This window comes from Brevundimonas sp., from assembly GCF_041911375.1.
GTDB lineage: Bacteria > Pseudomonadota > Alphaproteobacteria > Caulobacterales > Caulobacteraceae > Brevundimonas.
In genome coordinates this window covers 1-17073 of record NZ_JAYRPA010000078.1, presented here as the reverse complement: position 1 = coordinate 17073, position 17073 = coordinate 1, and the positions used below count along the sequence as shown (strand labels likewise).

20 protein-coding genes are annotated in these 17073 nt (G+C 69.7%); 7 read left to right on the top strand and 13 right to left on the bottom strand.

Translation table 11 applies throughout. The annotated features are described in order from the left end of the window. Positions 1-272: 272 nt before the first annotated feature. The gene (locus ACE3PU_RS13410; protein WP_374390606.1) at positions 273-704 is read left to right on the top strand and encodes a metallopeptidase family protein; all 432 of its coding nucleotides are present in this window, start codon (positions 273-275) and stop codon (positions 702-704) included. A gap of 93 nt (positions 705-797) precedes the next feature. Here ACE3PU_RS13410 and pnp read toward each other — a convergent pair whose 3' ends face one another. The 9 genes from pnp to ACE3PU_RS13365 form a co-directional block, all read right to left on the bottom strand. Then, the gene (pnp, locus tag ACE3PU_RS13405) at positions 798-3035 is read right to left on the bottom strand and encodes a polyribonucleotide nucleotidyltransferase (RefSeq protein WP_374390605.1); all 2238 of its coding nucleotides are present in this window, start codon (positions 3033-3035) and stop codon (positions 798-800) included. 247 nt (positions 3036-3282) lie between these two features. Next, positions 3283-3552: a 30S ribosomal protein S15 gene (gene rpsO / locus ACE3PU_RS13400; protein WP_374390603.1), complete on the bottom strand. Its 270-nt coding sequence runs from the start codon at positions 3550-3552 to the stop codon at positions 3283-3285. Between the two features lie 65 nt (positions 3553-3617). Continuing rightward, positions 3618-4556, bottom strand: coding sequence for a tRNA pseudouridine(55) synthase TruB (truB, locus tag ACE3PU_RS13395; protein WP_374390601.1), 939 nt, complete (start codon positions 4554-4556; stop codon positions 3618-3620). Positions 4557-4599: 43 nt separating this feature from the next. Then, positions 4600-5055, bottom strand: coding sequence for a 30S ribosome-binding factor RbfA (gene rbfA / locus ACE3PU_RS13390; protein ID WP_374390599.1), 456 nt, complete (start codon positions 5053-5055; stop codon positions 4600-4602). A 66-nt stretch (positions 5056-5121) separates the two neighbouring features. After that, positions 5122-5802: a DUF2459 domain-containing protein gene (locus ACE3PU_RS13385; RefSeq protein WP_374390597.1), complete on the bottom strand. Its 681-nt coding sequence runs from the start codon at positions 5800-5802 to the stop codon at positions 5122-5124. Further along, a complete protein-coding gene (locus ACE3PU_RS13380; RefSeq protein ID WP_374390596.1) occupies positions 5803-6369 on the bottom strand; it encodes a hypothetical protein in 567 nt (188 codons plus the stop codon). A gap of 43 nt (positions 6370-6412) precedes the next feature. Beyond that, on the bottom strand, positions 6413-6913 hold the full coding sequence (locus tag ACE3PU_RS13375; RefSeq protein WP_374390594.1) for a hypothetical protein: 501 nt from the start codon (positions 6911-6913) through the stop codon (positions 6413-6415). Between the two features lie 41 nt (positions 6914-6954). Beyond that, positions 6955-7887: a Gfo/Idh/MocA family protein gene (locus ACE3PU_RS13370; protein ID WP_374390592.1), complete on the bottom strand. Its 933-nt coding sequence runs from the start codon at positions 7885-7887 to the stop codon at positions 6955-6957. Between the two features lie 2 nt (positions 7888-7889). Next, positions 7890-9047, bottom strand: a complete 1158-nt coding sequence (locus tag ACE3PU_RS13365; RefSeq protein WP_374390590.1) for a DegT/DnrJ/EryC1/StrS family aminotransferase — start codon at positions 9045-9047, stop codon at positions 7890-7892. Between the two features lie 185 nt (positions 9048-9232). Here ACE3PU_RS13365 and ACE3PU_RS13360 point away from each other — a divergent pair, with 185 nt between their 5' ends. The 5 genes from ACE3PU_RS13360 to ACE3PU_RS13340 all read left to right on the top strand — a co-directional run bounded on the left by ACE3PU_RS13360 (position 9233) and on the right by ACE3PU_RS13340 (position 13164). Further along, a complete protein-coding gene (locus ACE3PU_RS13360) occupies positions 9233-10321 on the top strand; it encodes an AGE family epimerase/isomerase (protein ID WP_374390588.1) in 1089 nt (362 codons plus the stop codon). Next, positions 10318-10824: a D-glycero-alpha-D-manno-heptose-1,7-bisphosphate 7-phosphatase gene (locus ACE3PU_RS13355; RefSeq protein ID WP_374390586.1), complete on the top strand. Its 507-nt coding sequence runs from the start codon at positions 10318-10320 to the stop codon at positions 10822-10824. Before ACE3PU_RS13360 ends, ACE3PU_RS13355 begins: the two co-directional genes overlap by 4 nt. Before the next feature lie 74 nt (positions 10825-10898). After that, on the top strand, positions 10899-11780 hold the full coding sequence (locus tag ACE3PU_RS13350) for an alpha/beta fold hydrolase (RefSeq protein ID WP_374390584.1): 882 nt from the start codon (positions 10899-10901) through the stop codon (positions 11778-11780). A 44-nt stretch (positions 11781-11824) separates the two neighbouring features. Then, positions 11825-12622 (top strand): tryptophan 2,3-dioxygenase, encoded by a 798-nt coding sequence (locus ACE3PU_RS13345; RefSeq protein ID WP_374390582.1) that lies wholly within the window; start codon positions 11825-11827, stop codon positions 12620-12622. A 56-nt stretch (positions 12623-12678) separates the two neighbouring features. Further along, positions 12679-13164: a PA2169 family four-helix-bundle protein gene (locus ACE3PU_RS13340; protein ID WP_374390580.1), complete on the top strand. Its 486-nt coding sequence runs from the start codon at positions 12679-12681 to the stop codon at positions 13162-13164. A gap of 59 nt (positions 13165-13223) precedes the next feature. Here ACE3PU_RS13340 and rplS read toward each other — a convergent pair whose 3' ends face one another. Beyond that, a complete protein-coding gene (rplS, locus tag ACE3PU_RS13335) occupies positions 13224-13649 on the bottom strand; it encodes a 50S ribosomal protein L19 (RefSeq protein ID WP_374390578.1) in 426 nt (141 codons plus the stop codon). Position 13650: 1 nt separating this feature from the next. Next, positions 13651-14391, bottom strand: a complete 741-nt coding sequence (gene trmD / locus ACE3PU_RS13330) for a tRNA (guanosine(37)-N1)-methyltransferase TrmD (protein WP_374390576.1) — start codon at positions 14389-14391, stop codon at positions 13651-13653. Between the two features lie 179 nt (positions 14392-14570). Between trmD and ACE3PU_RS13325 the strand changes: the two genes are divergently transcribed. After that, complete coding sequence (locus ACE3PU_RS13325; RefSeq protein ID WP_374390574.1) at positions 14571-14708, top strand: entericidin A/B family lipoprotein; 138 nt, start codon at positions 14571-14573, stop codon at positions 14706-14708. Between the two features lie 111 nt (positions 14709-14819). Here ACE3PU_RS13325 and ACE3PU_RS13320 read toward each other — a convergent pair whose 3' ends face one another. Both ACE3PU_RS13320 and ACE3PU_RS13315 read right to left on the bottom strand, forming a co-directional pair. Continuing rightward, positions 14820-16577: an MFS transporter gene (locus ACE3PU_RS13320; RefSeq protein WP_374390572.1), complete on the bottom strand. Its 1758-nt coding sequence runs from the start codon at positions 16575-16577 to the stop codon at positions 14820-14822. Between the two features lie 39 nt (positions 16578-16616). After that, on the bottom strand, positions 16617-17073 hold a 457-nt coding region (locus ACE3PU_RS13315), incomplete at its 5' end, for a response regulator (protein WP_374390570.1).

Genomic DNA, 17073 nt, shown 5'->3' with positions numbered 1-17073 from the left:
CTCGGCCTGACGCGCGCGGGCGTCCAGCCGGGTGCGCAGCCGCCACGCCCAGGCGCTGACCGCAAGGGCGAGGCCCGCGGCGCCCGCTGTGGCGGCATAGGCGATGTCGGCCTCGGCCATGGTCCTTCGGTCACCTTCCGGGACGGGGTTCGCCCCGATTCGCGCGTTCACCATACCTCAAGCCGGCCAAAAGCGGCGCCGTCCGGGCGACCGAAGGGCGCAGCGGCGTTTTGCCGGGTGGCGCGGGCCTCGCCGGCTGCTAGTTCAGCCCCATGAACGATCCGACGACGAACGGCCGGACCAGCGACTGGGGGGACCAGATCGCGCCGTCCCTGGACGACTTCGCCCGCCTGGCGCGCGCGGCTTTCGACGCGCTGCCGGACGCCTTCCGCCAGGCCGCCGGCGAGGTGGTGTTCCGCATCGACGACTTCGCCGACGAGGAGACCCTGGCCGAGCTGGAGATCGAGGATCCGTTCGAGCTGACCGGCCTGTACCACGGGGTGGACATCGGCCGGCGCGACAGTCTGGGACCCGCCGCCGAACCCTCGCGCGTCTTCCTGTATCGCCGCCCCATCCTGGACGAGTGGTGCGAGCGCGGCGACGTCGGCCTGGCCGAGATCATCGCCCACGTCCTGATCCACGAGATCGGCCACCACTTCGGCCTGTCCGACGACGACATCCACGCCATCGAGGACGCGGACTGATCGTCAGGCGCAAGCGCCGGATTTCGAAGGCCCGGACAACGAAAAAGGGCCCCGGCGTCGCCGGGGCCCCTTCCGTTCGATCACGAAGACGGATCAGTCGCGACGACGACGGCCGCGGTCGCCGCCCCGATCACCGCCGCCTTCGCGCTTCGGCCGGCCGCCGGTGTCTTCCGACAGCGGGGCTTCGCCGCGCTCGGCGCGCTCGGCGTTGATCTTGTCGGTCAGGTCCTCGCCGGTTTCCTGATCGACGACCTTCATCGACAGCTTGGTCTTGCCGCGATCGTCGAAGCCCAGGAACTTGACCTTCACTTCCTGGCCTTCCGACAGGACGTCGGCCGGGTTGGCGACGCGTTCCAGAGCGATCTGGGACACGTGGACCAGGCCGTCCTTGGCGCCGAAGAAGTTCACGAAGGCGCCGAAGTCGACGACCTTGACGACCTTGCCGGAGTAGATGGTTCCGACTTCCGGCTCCGAGGCGATGGACTGGATCCAGGCCTTGGCGGCGTCGATCTTCTCCTGGTCGTTGGCGGCGACCTTGATGGTGCCGTCGTCGCCGATGTCGATCTTGGCGCCGGTCTTCTCGACGATCTCGCGGATGACCTTGCCGCCCGAGCCGATCACTTCGCGGATCTTGTCGACCGCGATCTTGATGGTCTCGATCTTGGGCGCGTGCTCGCCCAGTTCGGCGCGCGGCGCGTCCATGGCCTTGGACATCTCGTCCAGGATGTGCAGGCGACCGGCCGAGGCCTGGGTCAGGGCCTGCTTCATGATCTCCTCGGTGATGCCGGGGACCTTGATGTCCATCTGCAGCGAGGTGATGCCTTCCGAGGTGCCGGCGACCTTGAAGTCCATGTCGCCCAGGTGGTCTTCGTCACCCAGGATGTCCGACAGGATGGCGAACTCGCCCGACGGCTCCAGGATCAGGCCCATGGCGATGCCCGACACCGGACGGACCAGCGGCACGCCGGCGTCCATCAGGGCCAGCGACGAACCGCAGACCGTGGCCATCGAGGACGAGCCGTTCGACTCGGTGATCTCGGAGACCAGGCGGATGGTGTAGGGGAAGTCTTCCTTCGACGGCAGCATCGGACGGATCGCGCGCCAGGCCAGCTTGCCGTGGCCGATCTCGCGACGGCCGGGCGAACCCATGCGGCCGGCTTCACCCACCGAATAGGGGGGGAAGTTGTAGTGCAGCAGGAAGCTTTCCTTGTAGGTGCCCTGCAGGCTGTCGATGTACTGCTCGTCCTCGCCGGTGCCCAGGGTGGCGACGACCAGGGCCTGGGTTTCACCACGCGTGAACAGGGCCGAACCGTGGGTGCGCGGCAGGACGCCGACTTCCGAGACGATGGCGCGGACCTTGTCCAGGGCGCGGCCGTCGACGCGGTGGGCGTTCTCGATGATGTCGCGACGCAGGACTTCGGCTTCGCATTCCTTGAAGGCGGCCGAGAACTTGGAGGCGTCGACGCCGTCGGGGTTCTCGTCGGTCTTCACCAGGGCGGCGGCGGCGGTCTTCTTGGCCGCATCGACGCCCGAGCGACGGTCGTACTTGCCCGGGTGGGTGTAGGCGGTCTTGATGTCCTCGCCGACCAGCGACTTGATCGAAGCGACCACGTCGGAGTGATCCTCGGCCTGGAAGTCGAACGGCTCCTTGGCGGCGTGTTCGGCCAGGTCGATGATCGCGTCGATCACCGGCTGCATGCCGGCGTGGGCGAACATCAGCGCCTTCAGCATGGTTTCTTCCGACAGCTCCTTGGCTTCGGATTCGACCATCATCAGGGCGTCCTGGGTGCCGGCGACCACCAGGTCCAGGTCCGAGGTCGGGATCTGGTCGATGGCCGGGTTCAGCACCAGCTCGCCGTCGATCATGCCCACGCGCGCGGCGCCGATCGGGCCCATGAACGGCACGCCCGAGATGGTCAGGGCGGCCGAGGCGGCGACCATGCCGACGATGTCCGGGTCGTTCTCCATGTCGTGCTGCAGCACGGTGACGACGACCTGGGTCTCGTTCTTGAAGCCCTTGACGAACAGCGGGCGGATCGGACGGTCGATCAGGCGGGAGACCAGGGTCTCCTTCTCGGTCGGACGGCCTTCACGCTTGAAGTAGCCGCCCGGAATCTTGCCGGCGGCGAAGGTCTTTTCCTGGTAGTTGACCGTCAGGGGGAAGAAATCCAGGCCCGGCTTGGGCGCGCGGCCATAGACGACGGTGGCCAGAACCACGGTCTCGCCGTAGGTCGCCAGCACGGCGCCGTCGGCCTGGCGGGCGATGCGGCCCGTTTCCAGGGTCAGCGGGCGGCCGGCCCACTCGATCGTCTTGCGTTTGATATCGAACATGTTTCGTCTTTCGTCTCCCGGGCGGCGTATTCCGCGCGGGGTCCCATCATTGGGGCGGATGCGTCGGGCGTTCAGTCCTTCGATCCAGGGTCCCCGCGCCATCGCGGAAGACCCGATGAGGACCGGCATGGCCCTCGCGTCTGCGCCGTGTCAGTCCCGCGGCGCGCGGGCAGGCTTTAGTTACGGAACGAGGCGCGGGCGTGACCGCCCGCGCCTCGAAAGCGTTCTTTCAGCTCGTCCGGCGCCCTTAGCGGCGCAGGCCCAGCTTGGCGATGATCGCCTGATAGCGGTCGCTGTCGACCTTGTTCAGGTGATCTAGAAGGCGACGACGCTGCGAGACCATCTTGAGCAGGCCGCGGCGCGAGTGGTTGTCCTTCTTGTGGGTCTTGAAGTGTTCGGTGAGGTTGGCGATGCGTTCCGACAGGATCGCGACCTGAACCTCGGCCGAGCCGGTGTCGCCCGCACCGCGGGCGTTGTCGGCGATGAGTTCCTGCTTGCGTTCAGCAGTGATCGACATCGTAGAGTCCTTTCGTGGCCCTTATCGCGCTTCGCGCTGCTTGAGGGCCGCTTGGTCCCCGGTTCTTACGAACCTTGGAGGTTGAAAACGCGGTCGGGTTCTAACCGGCCGGCCCGCAACTGACACAGCGCCACGAGGGTCTGGCCCTGGAAGGCTGAAACCGTGCGCGAACCGCCGGAGAGGCGATCCTTGAGGGTTTCCACCTGACGGGGGAGCAGAACGATCGGGCGTCCCTGCCGAAGCGAGAAGGCGTCTTCTGGCGTCACGGCCAGCTCCGGGATGTCGTCCAGGGCGGTCGCGACGGGAAGCAAGCCTTCCGAGGCGGCGCCCGTATGCACCATTTCCTCCAGAAAATCCAGAGTGACGGCGTTTTCGGTGCTGAACGGACCGACCCGCTCGCGACGCAGCGCGCTGACGTGGCCTTCGGCGCCGAGCAGGCTCGCCAGGTCGCGGGCCAGCGAGCGGACATAGACGCCCTTGCCGGTGCGGATGGTCAGTTCGACATGATCGGCGTCCGGCGCGTCGGTCACCTCGGCCGAATGGATCGTCACGCGGCGGGCCTGAAGCTCGAACTCGGCGCCGTCGCGGGCCAGGTCATAGGCGCGGGCGCCGTCCACCTTGATCGCGGAGAAGCGCGGCGGGATCTGGTCGATCTCGCCGACGAAGGCCGGCAGGGCCGCCTTCACCTGTTCGACCGAGGGCCGCACGTCGGAACGGCCGATGATCTCGCCCTCGCGATCCACGCTGTCGGTCGAGACGCCCCAGTTGACGGTGAAGCGATAGACCTTCTGCGCCTCCATCATCATCGGCACGGTCTTGGTGGCCTCGCCCAGCGCGATGGGCAGGATGCCGCTGGCCAGCGGGTCCAGGGTGCCCGCGTGACCGGCCTTCTGGGCGTTGAACAGGCGGCGGATGCGGCTAACCGCCTCGGTCGATCCCATCTCGAACGGCTTGTCCAGGCAGACCCAGCCGTCGACGACGTCGCCCTTCTTCTTGCGGGCCATCAGGCTTGGCCAATCGCGCTTTGCGCTGCTTGAGACCGCGTCATCAGAGGTCCTCGCCTTCCTCGTCGCGACGCTCCAGGTCGGCGCGCACGCGGGGGTCGTTGAACAGACGGTCCATGTGGCTGGCCGCGTCGAAGCTCTCGTCGTGGCGGAACTTCAGGTCTGGCGTGAACTTCATGTCCAGCTTGGGGCCCAGCCGGCCGCGCAGGAATTTGGCGTGGGCGTTCAGCGCCTTGATGATCTCGCTCTCGTGGCCGGTGGTCGGCGCCGCCTCGACGCCGGCGCCCAGGGGCTCCACGAAACAGGTGGCGTGTCTCAGGTCCGGCGACAGGCGCACCTCGGTCACCGTGACGGAAACGCCGGCCAGCGCCTCGTCGTGGATGTCCTCCTCGCGCAGGATGTCGACCAGGGCGTGGCGGATCAGTTCGCCGGCTCGCAACTGGCGCTGGCTGGGGCCGGCCGGGCCGGACGAGTTGCGGGTATGCTGCTTGCGGGCCATCGGCCTCACTCCTCTGCGTCGCTCGCCGGGGCTCGGACCCGGCCGGAAAAGCGAAAGGGGCGCGGTCTAGTCCTGCGGGGGCTGACTGTCCAGCGCGGCGGCGCGAACGGCGCGCAGCACCTCGCTCGACAGGATCGCACGGACGGGTCGGACGGACACGCCGCCCGCCGCCAGGACCGATGCGGTCCAGTGGTTGCACAGGTGGACGATGGAGAAGGTCTCGCGGCTGGCGAAGAAGCGCGCGTCGTCGCCAGGGCGGGCCACGGCCAGCCGCGGCGCCCCGGACGACAGGTCCAGCGACGCCTCGATCCGGCCGGCCATGCGGTCGAAGGCGGCGGGCGCGACCGACAGGGCCGCGCGACCGTCTTCGCCGAACCGGTCGCGCGGGTCGCCGGCCTGCGGATCCAGCATCACCACGGACCGGTTGCCTGGCCGGAAGAAGGCCCTTGCGCCGTCGGCGAGCCGATCCGAGATGGGGCTGCGGTCGACATAGAATCTCGCGTCGCCCCAGCCGATCAGCACCCATTCGCCGGGCCCCAGCGTCCGCACGGCCTCCGCCAGCGGTCCGCCCCTCGCCTCCAGCGCGCCGCGCGGCAGGGCCAGGTCGGTGTGGAAGCCGTTGTCGAGCAGGTGAACCGTGACCGCGTCGGCGCGCGGCGACGTCACGTCGGCGCCCCCCGGCGTCTGCCATGTCAGCAGGGCGGCGACCGCCCCGGCCAGGGCGGCGACCATCAGCCCCGCCCGCATTCAGCGGCGCTCCAGCGTCCGGACCGGACAGAGCGCCGTGGGCGACAGCGCGGCGCCCGGGGGATCGCCCGCGCGCAGGGGCAGCAGGGTCACGCCGTCCGTCCGCACCGCCATCGCCAGCCAGCCCGTGTCGCCGCCGGCGCACAAGGGCGCGCCGCCGGACTCGACGCGCCGAACCTCGATCTGGACATTGGCCGGCACGTTCAGCGCGGTCGCATAGGACACGCCCTGCGCCGCCAGGTCGGCGGCGATCACCAGCCGATGCGGCGCGGTGACCAGAGCGGCCCGCCCGAACGCCAGGGTCGCCCCGTCCGCTCGCAGCCCGGCGCCGTCGGCGGCGGCGTAGTCGCCATCCAGGATGATGTCGTTGGGCGGCGGGGGCGCGATGGGCGCGGTCGAAGGCTTCACCCTTGCCGGGGCGGACGTCCCCAGGGACAGCGCGCCATGCAGCGCCGGCTCGACCACCATCGCGCCCAGTCCGGCGAACAGCAGGGCGAACAGGCCGAGCAGCGCCAGGGCGCCGGGACCGGGGCGCGCGTTGCGGTGATGAAGGGCGGCCGTGCTCACGTTCGCCAGTCTAGCCCAGCCCAGGGGGCGGGCGCGACTCCGTCTATTCTCCCGACGGCCCGGCCGTGGGCGCGGTCGCCCATTCGCCGCGCCAGGTGTAGCTCAGCGTCACGCACGGACGGAACGTCCCGTCGGCCCAGCGGCCCACGGCGTGCAGGGTCAGGGGCCGCGCCGCCCGCACCCGACCCGCGACCAGCCAGGCCGACTCGGCGCCGGGGCACAGGGCGCGCGACAGGCCGCGACCGTCGCCCTCTTGAGAGATCGCATAGACGTCGCTCTCGGACGCGCCCGGCTCCAGGGCGCGCCGCACCCCGTCGGGGCCGCCGCGCTCCAGCCTGGCCGAACCCCGGCTGGTCGTCGAATACAGGCCGTTCAGCCGCAGGGCCCCGAACAGGCCGCGCTCGACCTCCAGGGTCAGCCCGCGCGTCATCGCCTGGGTGATCCGGTCGGCGGCGTCATAGGCCAGAAAGCGCGTGTCCGCATGGGCGGGCGCGGCCGCCGAAGCGAGAACCAGGGCGGACATCAGAGTGGTGCTGGCGCGCATGTCGTCTGTCTTCCCCAAGCTTTACGTCAGGATCGCGGCGGTCAGGCCTCGCCCAGGCAGCGCAGGGCGACCTCCAGGTTCCGCAGGCCGTCCTCGCCGGTGACCGCGGGGGTCTCGCCGGTGTTGATGGCGCGGGCGAAGGTCTCCAGCTCCTTCCTCAGCGGTTCGGCCGGCCAGCTGTTCAGCATCCGGGTGGAATAGGAGCCGTCGGGCTGCTGGCCGAAATATTCGGTGACCTGGCGGGTGATCAGATCGGCGACGACGAACTTGGACTTGGTCGCCACCTGAAGCGTGCGGGTCTTGTAGGGGGTGACCCAGTTGGTGGTGATGTGGGCGATCACGCCGTTGTCGAGCCGGAACTGCAGCAGGGCCGTGTCCTCGCGCTCGGCGCGGGTGCGGGCCAGCTGCGGCTGGACCTCGACGATCTCGGAATCCGTCAGGTGACGGATGATGTCGATGTCGTGCACCGCCAGGTCGATCACGACGCCGACCTCGCCCATGCGCGGCGGGAAGGGACCGACGCGGGTGATCTGGATGGAGATGATCTCGTCGTCCTGGATGGCGCGTTTGACGGTGTCGACCGCCGGATTGAAGCGCTCGACCTGGCCGACCATCAGCACGCGGTCATTGGCCCTGGCCGCGTCGATCATCCGCTGGGCGTCGTCGATGGTGGCGGCGATCGGCTTTTCCACCAGGACGTGGACGCCCTTCTCCAGCAGGGCCACGCCGACCTCGGCGTGGAAGCGGTTCGGCGTGGCGACGACGGCGGCGTCCAGCCCGGCGGCGACGAAGGCCTCGGCCGTCGTCACCGGCGATGCGCCATAGGCGGCGGCCACGCCCTCGGCGGTCACGGCGTCGGGATCGAAGATGGTCGTCAGGTCGAACTCGCGCATGTCGGCGGCGACCCGCGCGTGGTTGCGGCCCATGACGCCGACGCCGGCGACGCCGATCTTGAGGGGGGCGGTGTTCGGCATGGTCAGGCCTTGTAGCTGGCGACGGCGTCGATGACCTTGGCTTGCGTCGCGGCGTCCAGGTCGGCGTGCATGGGCAGGCTGATGACCACGTCCTTCAGCCGCTCGGTCACCGGCAGGCCGCCTTCGCCGCGGGGGAAGTGTTCATAGGCCGGCTGCAGGTGCAGCGGGATCGGATAGTAGACGGCGGTCGGCACGCCTTGCTCTTTCAGGTGCGCGGCCAGGCCGTCGCGGTCCGGATGCTCGATCGTGTACTGCGCCCAGTTGGAGATGTTTCCCGGCGGCACGTCCGGAACCTTGGCGACGTGGGGCCGCAGGCCTTCGTTGTAGCGGGCGGCGGCGGCGTTGCGCCATTCGATCTCCTGGCTGAAGACCTTCAGCTTCTCGATCAGGACGGCGGCCTGGATGGTGTCCAGGCGGCTGTTCAGGCCGATGCGCATGTTCAGATATTTGGGATCGTGGTCGAAGGTGCGGTCCTTCAGATCCACCGCCACGGCCTTGCCGTGCACGCGCACGGAATCGATCAGCTGCGCCAGCTCGTCGTCATTGGTCAGCACCGCCCCGCCGTCGCCGTAGCAGCCCAGCGGCTTGGCCGGGAAGAAGCTGGTGGTGGTGATGTCGGCCCATTTCAGCGGATGCTCGCCGCCGATGGTGCAGCCGAAGCCTTGCGCCGAATCCGAGATCAGCTTGAGGCCATGTTTGTCGCAGATGGCCTTGATCGCCGGATAGTCGGCCGGCTGGCCGAACAGGTCCACGGCGATGACCACGCGCGGCGTCAGGCGGCCCTCGGCCTTGATCCCCGCGATGGCCCGCTCCAGCGCGGCCGGGTCCATGTTGTAGGTGTTCTCGTCCACATCGACGAAGACCGGTTCGGCGTCGAACCAGGGCACGACCTCGGCGGTGGCGGCGAAGGTGAAGCTGGGGACGAAGACCGCGTCGCCGCGCCCGATCCCCCAGGCCATCAGCGGCAGGGCCAGGGCGTCGGTGCCGTTGGCGCAGCCCAGGGCGTGCTTGGCCTGGCCGAAGGCGGCCAGGTCGGTCTCGAACTGGCGGACCTGCGGGCCCATGACCCAGGCGCCGCCGACGACGGCCTCCTGGACGGCGGCCTCGATCTTGCCGGCGAGGCGAAGGCGCTGGGCCTGAAGGTCAATGAAGGGGATCATGGGGTCGCTCTCCACGCAGAGTCGGGGCGGCGGCGCGCGCATCGGGGCCGCAAGGATGGTCGTCCCTAGCAAACCCGCGCTGAGGGACCAAACGATCGGGCGTCACTTCGCGTTGCCCTTTGCAACGAGAGCGTTGAGGAAGCCGGCTCTTGGCGGGCGCCGCCGGACCGCCTAATCGGTCGGTGATGACCGATCTCGCCCCCACCCGGACGCGCGTCGCCGACTGGCTGTTCGACCAGGCCCTGCCGCTGTGGGCGGCGCAGGGCGTCGACGACCGGGGCCGCTTCTGGGAGCGGCTGGATTTCGACGGCCGACCGGTCCGGGGCGTGAAGCGCCGCACGCGGGTGCAGGCGCGCCAGGTCTATGTCTTCTGCGAGGCGACGGCGCTGGGCTTCGAGGACGGACGGACGGTCGCGCGCGCCGGGCTGGAGGCGCTGATCGCGACCTGCCGCCGCGACGACGGCCTGTGGATCTCGGCTGCGGACGACGCGGGCGCCGTGGTGGATCCGGCCCCCGACCTCTACGACATGGCCTTCGTCCTGTTCGCCCTGGCGGCGGCGCATCGGGTGCTGGGCGACGCCGGCGCCCTGCCGCTGGCGCTGCAGACCCTGGCGGCGATCGACGCGCGGATGGCCGCGCCTCACGGCGGCTGGCAGGAGGCGCTGCCCGCCCGCCTGCCGCGCCGCCAGAACCCGCACATGCATCTTCTGGAGGCCATGCTGGCCTGGCAGGCGACGGCCCCCGATCCGGCGTTCGAAGCCGCAGCGCGCGAGAGCCTGCGCCTCAGCCGCGCCCATTTCCAGGTGGACGGCGCCATCCACGAGTTCTTCACCGCGGCCTGGGCCCTGGACCCCGAGACCGGCCACATCGTCGAACCCGGCCATATGGAGGAATGGGCCTGGCTGCTGACCCAGGCCGAGCGCCTGGGGCTGGACACGGCCGAAGCCGCGCCCGGCCTGCACCGCCGCGCCTGGGACCAGGGCCGTAGCGGCGGCTTCCTGATCCGCGAGATGGATGCGGACGGTCGCCCCGTCGACGCCGGCCGACGCCTGTGGGCCCAGACCGAGGGCTTGCGCACCGCCCTGCTGTTCGACCGGGATGCGGCGGCCGATCTGACCGGTCGCCTCTTCGACACCCATCTGGCGACGGAGACGCCGGGCCTGTGGATCGACAGTTATGACGCCGAGGGGCGGCCGGTGGACCGCACCGTGCCCGCCTCGACCCTGTATCACCTGATGACCGCTTTCACGGCGCTGCTGGAGACCGGGGCGTGAGCGTTCCCGGCGCCTTCCTGGACCGTGACGGGGTGCTGATCGAGGACAGCGGCTATCCGCACCTGGACACGCATCTGAAGCTGATCCCCGGCGCCGCGGCCGCCGTGCGCCGCATGAACCAGGCGGGCTACCGCACCGTCATCGTCACCAACCAGTCCGGTGTCGCGCGCGGTCTGTTCGACGAGGACCGGATGCACGCCTTCAACGCCCTGCTGACGGCGCGCCTGGCCCAGGACGGGGCGCGGATCGACGCCGTCTACGCCTGTCCCTTCCACGCCGACGCCGTGGTCGAGCGTTATCGCCATCCCGACCATCCGGATCGCAAGCCCAATCCCGGCATGATCCTGCGCGCCGCGGCCGAGCACGACATCGATCCGGCCCGGTCATTCCTGATCGGCGACCGGGACAGCGACATGGAGGCGGCCCGGCGCGCGGGGGTCGAGGGTCTGCTGTTCGAAGGCGGCGACCTGGACGCCTTCGTGCGCGCCCGCCTGCGCCTCTGACGCCCCTTTCCGGCGCCGCATCGCATTTCTCCCCGCGATGAATTACGCTGGCGGAAAACGAGGGAGATGACGCCATGACCGCCCCCGGGAACTTCGCCGAACGTCGCTGGACCTCGCCGGACGGCCTCAGCCTGTTCGCGCGCGACTATGCGCCGGGACCTGGAGCCGCCAAGCCGCCGGTGATCGCCATCCACGGCCTGACCCGCAACAGCGCCGACTTCGGCGCCGTGGCGCCCCTGCTGGCGCAGAGCGGACGGCGCGTGCTGGCCATCGACGTGCGCGGCCGGGGCCTGTCGGACCGGGCGCCGGACCCGATGACCTATACGCCCGATGTCTACGCCAGGGACGTGCTGGCCCTGATGGACCAGGCCGGGATCGAGCGGGCGGTCTTCCTGGGCACCTCCATGGGCGGGCTGATCACCATGGCGCTGGCGGCGATCAAGCCGCGCGTCATCGCCGCCGCCATCCTGAACGACGTCGGGCCGGAGGTGGCGCCCGAGGGCCTGGCTCGCATCGCCGCCTATGCGGGCCAGCCGGTCGAGATCGGCGACTGGAGCGACGCGGCCGCCTATGTCCAGCGCACCAACGGCGTGGCCTTCCCCCATTACGGCCGGACCGACTGGGACGCCTTCGCCCGCCGCGTCTTTCGCCAGCAGCCGGACGGGGAGATCGTGCTGGACTACGACCCGGACATCGCCGTGCCCATCCGCGCGGCGGGGGCCAAGGCCCTGGTCCCCAACCTGTGGCCATGGTTCCGTCGCCTGGCGAAGAAGCGCCCGACGCTGCTGATCCGGGGCGAAACCTCGGACCTGCTCAGCGCCGCCATCGCCGAGAAGATGCGCAAGGCCGCCCCCGCCATGGCCTTTGCGGAAATCCCCGGCGTGGGCCACGCGCCCATGCTGGACGAGCCCGAGGCCAAGGCCGCCATCTTCGAATTCCTGGCCGAGCTGGACTGAGGGGCGCGCTTGCGTCGGCCCGGCGACCGGGCGATAGGCGGCCCATGACCCGTTCCAGCGACATGACCTACGCCGGCTATCTGGCGTTGGACGACCTGCTCTCGACCCAGCATCCGCTGTCGGACCAGCACGACGAGATGCTGTTCGTCGTCATCCACCAGACCAAGGAGCTGTGGCTCAAGCAGATCCTGCACGAGGTGGCCCTGGCCCAGTCCCTGATCCGCGTCGGCGACCTGGTGCCCGCCTACAAGAGCCTGGCCCGCGTCAGCCGCATCCAGGCCGTGATGACCCAGAGCTGGGACATCCTGTCGACCATGACGCCGGCCGACTATCTGAAGTTCCGCGGCGTGCTCGGTTCGTCGTCCGGCTTCCAGAGCGACCAGTTCCGACGTTTCGAAACCATGCTGGGCCTGAAGGATCCGAGTTTCCTGAGGTTCCACGAAGAACGGCCCGAGGCCCACGCGGCGCTGAAGGCGGCCCTGGCCCAGCCCAGCCTCTATGACGACGCCCTGGCCCAGCTGGCCGTCGCCGGTCTTCCGGTCCCGACCGAGGTGCTAAGCCGCGACGTGACCCAGCCCTATGAACCCTCCGAGGCCGTCGAGGCGGCCTGGCTGGAGGTCTATCGCGACACCGAACGCTGGTGGCCGCTGTATCAGCTGGCGGAAAAGCTGGTCGACCTGGACGACGCCCTGCTGACGTGGCGGCACAAGCACGTCGTGACGGTCGAGCGCATCATCGGTCGGCGTCGCGGCACCGGCGGCACCGAAGGCGTCGCCTATCTGGCGTCCACCCTGACGCGGCGTTGCTTTCCCGAGTTGTGGTCGTTGCGCACGAAACTTTGACGCAACCGGCGGGCCGCGCCGGGGTTTCAGGCTTGACCGCAAAAGGAGCGATCAAGATGAGCACGCCCAACGATCACGACATCAAGGTCCTGAACGGCCTGATAGAAACCACGCTGGACAGCGTGGACGGCTATCGCGAAGCCGCGACCGAGACGCAGGACCCGCACTATCGCACCCTGTTCGAACGCCGTTGCGACGAGCGCCGGCGGGTCGTCGACGATCTGTCCGCGGCCGTGCGCGGCATGGGCGGCGACCCGGAGGCCGAGGGCTCCATCCTGGCCAAGGCGCACCGGGCCTTTCTGGATGTGAAGCACGCCCTGTTGCGCAATGACGACTCCGTCGTCGGCTCCATAGAGAGCGGCGAGGGCTATATCACCCAGAAGTTCGAGCGCGCGCTGCAGGATCGCCAGATCTCCGCCACGACGCGGGAGACGATCCGCCGGAACTATGAGACGGTGAAGGCCGGCCATGACCAGATGCACGATCTGAAGCACAGTCTTCAGGGCCAGCGCGACGCCTCCAACCCGCTGTATCCGACCTAGAAAAGCAGAAGGCCCGGCGTTTCCGCCGGGCCTTCTTCATTCCGGAATCGAAGCCGAAATCAGGCTTCGTCGCCGCCCTTGTCGGCCGAGCCGCTCTCGGGAACCACGGCGCCCTTGGCCGGACGGACCGTCTGGCGCTCGGCGATACGGGCCGACTTGCCGCGACGATCACGCAGATAATACAGCTTGGCGCGACGCACGACGCCGCGGCGCTTCACTTCGATCGACTCGACGTTCGGCGACAGGATGGGGAACTTGCGCTCGACGCCTTCGCCGAACGAAATCTTGCGGACGGTGAAGGTCTCGTTCACGCCCGTGCCGTCACGGGCGATGCAGACGCCTTCGAAGGCCTGAACGCGTTCGCGCTCGCCTTCCTTGATCTTCACGTTGACGCGCAGGGTGTCGCCCGGCTGGAATTCGGGGATCTTGCGGTCGCCCAGGACGCGGGCTTTTTCTTCGGCGGCGAGTTGCTGCACGATGTTCATGTCATTTCTCCTCGGGCTTTTCGCCCTTTGCCTGTGAGTTGGCGAGATGGGCCGCCCAGAGGTCCGGACGCCGCTCCCGCGTGGTCGCTTCCCGTTGCGCCTGGCGCCATTGGTCGACCTTCTTGTGGTCGCCCGACAGCAGCACCTCGGGAATTTCGAGCCCCTCGAACGTCCGCGGTCGCGTGTACTGCGGATGCTCCAGAAGCCCGTCCTCGAAACTCTCGGACGACAGGCTGTCAGCCGCGCCGAGCACTCCGGGGATCAGTCTTACGCACGCCTCGATCGCCACCATCGCCGCCGCCTCGCCCCCGGCGAGAACCGCGTCTCCGACGGAGACCTCCTCGAACCCGCGCGCGTCGAGCACCCGCTGGTCCACCCCCTCGAACCGGCCGCACAGCACGACGATCCCGTCGGCCTTCGCCCAGTCCCTGACGCGCGCCTGGGTCAGGGGCCTGCCCCGGGCGCTCATGTACAAAAGCGGCCGCCGAGGCCCCGTCAGGCTATCGACTGCCCGGGCCACCACGTCCGCCTTCAACACCGCTCCCGGTCCGCCGCCCGCAGGGGTGTCGTCCAGGAAGCCGCGCGTATCTGTGGAAAAGGCGCGAATGTCAACCGTATCCAGGCTCCACAGCCCCTTCTCGCGCCAGGCCGTTCCGATCAGCGATACGCCGAGCGGGCCGGGAAAGGCCTCAGGGAACATGGTCAGGACGGTCGCCTGAAAAGGAGGGGCGGTGAACGGCATGGCGCGCCCCTTAGCGCCAAAGCGGCCGGGAGGCGAGGTCCCACGCCCTCCGGGTCAGGACGCCCCGGCCGCGCAGCCGGAACGGGGAGGGGGCCACGGATGGCGTGGCCCCGCGCATTCTGACACAAGGCGCGCCGACGCCACGCGTCGCAACGCTTCACTACAACGGGGAACCCGCCATGCGTAAGATCATCACCTTGTCCTTCGTCGCCGCGGCCCTGGCCGTTTCGGCGTGCAACACCATCTCGGGCATCGGTCGCGACGTCTCCGCCGCCGGCGCGGCCGTCAGCCAGGGCGCGGAACAGGCCAAGCGCTGATCCGCTGCTCGCCGAAGCATGAAGGCCAGCCGGGCGCTCCGGCTGGCCGATCACCTTCCTGACATTGTCTCGAACGGGCGTGGTTCGGCGACCTGCTCGATGGCGCGAGCGTCAGGACGGCTGGCCTTCCGTGGCGGCGACGGCGGAGTCCTCCTCCGTCTGCAGGGCCTGAAGACGGGTCTGCTTGGCGGCGACGATGAAGGCCAGGACGATGCCGAAGACCCCGATGGCCGTCGAATACAGGAAGAAGACGACATAGCCCGCGCCCAGGGCGGCCGGCGTGACGCCGCTGGTCGCGGCCCCCGCCGCCAGCGACCCCTCGGGCAGGCGGGCGAACAATCCCCTGAAGACCGCGAACGGACCTGACCCTTCCGCCGCGCGGGCCGACGCCTCGATGATGCGTCCGGACTGAGAGGCGATCAGCTTGCCCGGCAGGGCGTACAGCGAGCTGAACAGGGCGTACTGGGTCGCGGTGAAGCCGATCGAGGTCAGGCTGGACATATAGGCGATCAGGGCCGTGCCCGCGTAACCGGTGGCGCTGTTGTCGACGCCGATCGCGACGGTGAGGGCCGGCAGGCTGGGCCCCTGCGTCGCCAGCCAGGCGAACACCAGGTTCGAGATCGGGCTCATGAAGGCGCCGATGACCATGGTTCGGATCAGGCCCAGCTTGGCCACCGACCAGCCGCCGATGAAGACGCCAAGGGTGGTCATGATGACGCCGAACACCTTCCGCACCTCGGCCAGTTCGGTCTTGGTGAACCCCAGGTCCAGGTAGAAGGGGTTCATGATGTTCAGCACGAAATCGGCCAGGCGGTAGACGCAGATCAGCGCCAGGATCAGCGTCGCCACGCCCGCGAACCGCTTGTAGAAATCCGCCAGCGGCTGGCCGAACGAGCCCGCCAGATAGGCGCCCGGCCGCGTCTTAACCCGGGGCAGGGGCCAGCAGGCCAGCACCAGCACGGCCAGGCCGATGAACACCGCGCCCACTTGCAGATAGACGCCGTCCGGCCGCGCGTCCCAAGCGGCGGCGACGGCCGCCTTGCCCTCCGCGCCCAGGCCGAACAGCCCCAGCAGGGCGTTCAGCGTCACGGCCTGGCCGGTCAGGCCGGCGCCCATGATCATGGCGGCGGCGACGATGACCAGCAGGCGGGCCATCCACTCCAGGCCCTCCAGCGCGGGGCGCGACGGCACGTCGCCCACCGGTATGGCGCGGATCGAATGCGCCTTCTCGCGCGGCGCGAACAGGACCCCGGCGACGCCGACGCCCATCAGCGCCGCCATCACGGCGTAGGACAGGTTCCAATTGTACAGATCGGCCAGCACCAGCGGCACGGCGCCCGCCACGATCATGGCGACGCGATAGCCCATCTGATAGGCGGCGGCCATGGCGCCGTGGCGGCTGTCGTCGGCGGCTTCGATTCGCCAGGCGTCGATGACGATGTCCTGGGTCGCCCCGAAGAAGCCGACCAGGGCCGCGAAGCCGGCGATGGCGATCAGGGCGTTGGAGGGATTAAGGCTGGAGATCGACCACAGGCCGAAGACGATCACGCCTTGCGTCACCAGCATCCAGGCCCGGCGGTGGCCCAGCAGCGGCGTCAGCAGCGGCACGGCCGTGCGGTCGATCAGCGGCGCCCAGACGAACTTCAGCGAGTAGCTGAGGGTGGCCAGGGCGAAGAAGCCGATGACTTCGAGGGTCTGGCCGCTCTCGCGCAGCCACGCCGACAGGGTGTCGAAGATCAGCAGGTTCGGCAGACCGGCCGAGAAGCCCAGCAGCAGCATGATGAACACGCGCCGCTCGCCATAGACGGCCAGGCCGCCGAATCGTCCGGCGGGCGTTTCCCCGGCGGGGGCGCGGCTGCTGTCGGTCATCATACGCTCCGGCGGCGACCGGAATGCGGACGCCTGAACTCACCCGACCTTGGCGTGGTTGTCGCGCTTCGTCCAGCGGGTCAGGGCGGCGCGCAGCGACTCGAGGTCCAGCGGCTTGACCAGGTGGTCGTTCATGCCCGCCTCCAGGCACAGGCGGCGGTCCTCGGCGAAGGCGTTGGCGGTCAGGGCCAGGATCGGCGTGGAATCACCGGCGGCGCGGATGGCGCGCGCGGCGGCGGGGCCGTCCATGCCGGGCATGCGCATGTCCATGAAGACCAGGTCGTAGCGCGCGCGCTTCAGGGCGGCGACGGCTTCGTGGCCCGTGGCGGCCGTTTCGACGGTGCAGCCTTCGCGGCGCAGCAGGGTGCGCGCCAGCAGCGCGCCGACGGGATTGTCCTCGGCCAGCAGGACGCGGATTCCGGCGAACCGGGCGGGGGCGACGCGGTCGTCCTCGGGGGGCGGGGCGGCAGGGCGAGCCGGCGCCGCGCCGGCGGCG

Bases quoted from the DNA above. Each gene is read 5' to 3' on its own strand.
- ACE3PU_RS13345 (WP_374390582.1), top strand. From the start codon at position 11,825: ATGACCCGTTCCAGCGACATGACCTACGCCGGCTATCTGGCGTTGGAC.
- ACE3PU_RS13320 (WP_374390572.1), bottom strand. From the start codon at position 16,577: ATGACCGACAGCAGCCGCGCCCCCGCCGGGGAAACGCCCGCCGGACGA.
- ACE3PU_RS13350 (WP_374390584.1), top strand. From the start codon at position 10,899: ATGACCGCCCCCGGGAACTTCGCCGAACGTCGCTGGACCTCGCCGGAC.
- trmD (WP_374390576.1), bottom strand. From the start codon at position 14,391: ATGCCGTTCACCGCCCCTCCTTTTCAGGCGACCGTCCTGACCATGTTC.
- ACE3PU_RS13325 (WP_374390574.1), top strand. From the start codon at position 14,571: ATGCGTAAGATCATCACCTTGTCCTTCGTCGCCGCGGCCCTGGCCGTT.
- ACE3PU_RS13340 (WP_374390580.1), top strand. From the start codon at position 12,679: ATGAGCACGCCCAACGATCACGACATCAAGGTCCTGAACGGCCTGATA.
- ACE3PU_RS13370 (WP_374390592.1), bottom strand. From the start codon at position 7,887: ATGCCGAACACCGCCCCCCTCAAGATCGGCGTCGCCGGCGTCGGCGTC.
- ACE3PU_RS13365 (WP_374390590.1), bottom strand. From the start codon at position 9,047: ATGATCCCCTTCATTGACCTTCAGGCCCAGCGCCTTCGCCTCGCCGGC.
- ACE3PU_RS13410 (WP_374390606.1), top strand. From the start codon at position 273: ATGAACGATCCGACGACGAACGGCCGGACCAGCGACTGGGGGGACCAG.
- pnp (WP_374390605.1), bottom strand. From the start codon at position 3,035: ATGTTCGATATCAAACGCAAGACGATCGAGTGGGCCGGCCGCCCGCTG.
- rpsO (WP_374390603.1), bottom strand. From the start codon at position 3,552: ATGTCGATCACTGCTGAACGCAAGCAGGAACTCATCGCCGACAACGCC.
- truB (WP_374390601.1), bottom strand. From the start codon at position 4,556: ATGGCCCGCAAGAAGAAGGGCGACGTCGTCGACGGCTGGGTCTGCCTG.
- ACE3PU_RS13360 (WP_374390588.1), top strand. From the start codon at position 9,233: ATGACCGATCTCGCCCCCACCCGGACGCGCGTCGCCGACTGGCTGTTC.
- rbfA (WP_374390599.1), bottom strand. From the start codon at position 5,055: ATGGCCCGCAAGCAGCATACCCGCAACTCGTCCGGCCCGGCCGGCCCC.
- ACE3PU_RS13375 (WP_374390594.1), bottom strand. From the start codon at position 6,913: ATGCGCGCCAGCACCACTCTGATGTCCGCCCTGGTTCTCGCTTCGGCG.
- rplS (WP_374390578.1), bottom strand. From the start codon at position 13,649: ATGAACATCGTGCAGCAACTCGCCGCCGAAGAAAAAGCCCGCGTCCTG.
- ACE3PU_RS13385 (WP_374390597.1), bottom strand. From the start codon at position 5,802: ATGCGGGCGGGGCTGATGGTCGCCGCCCTGGCCGGGGCGGTCGCCGCC.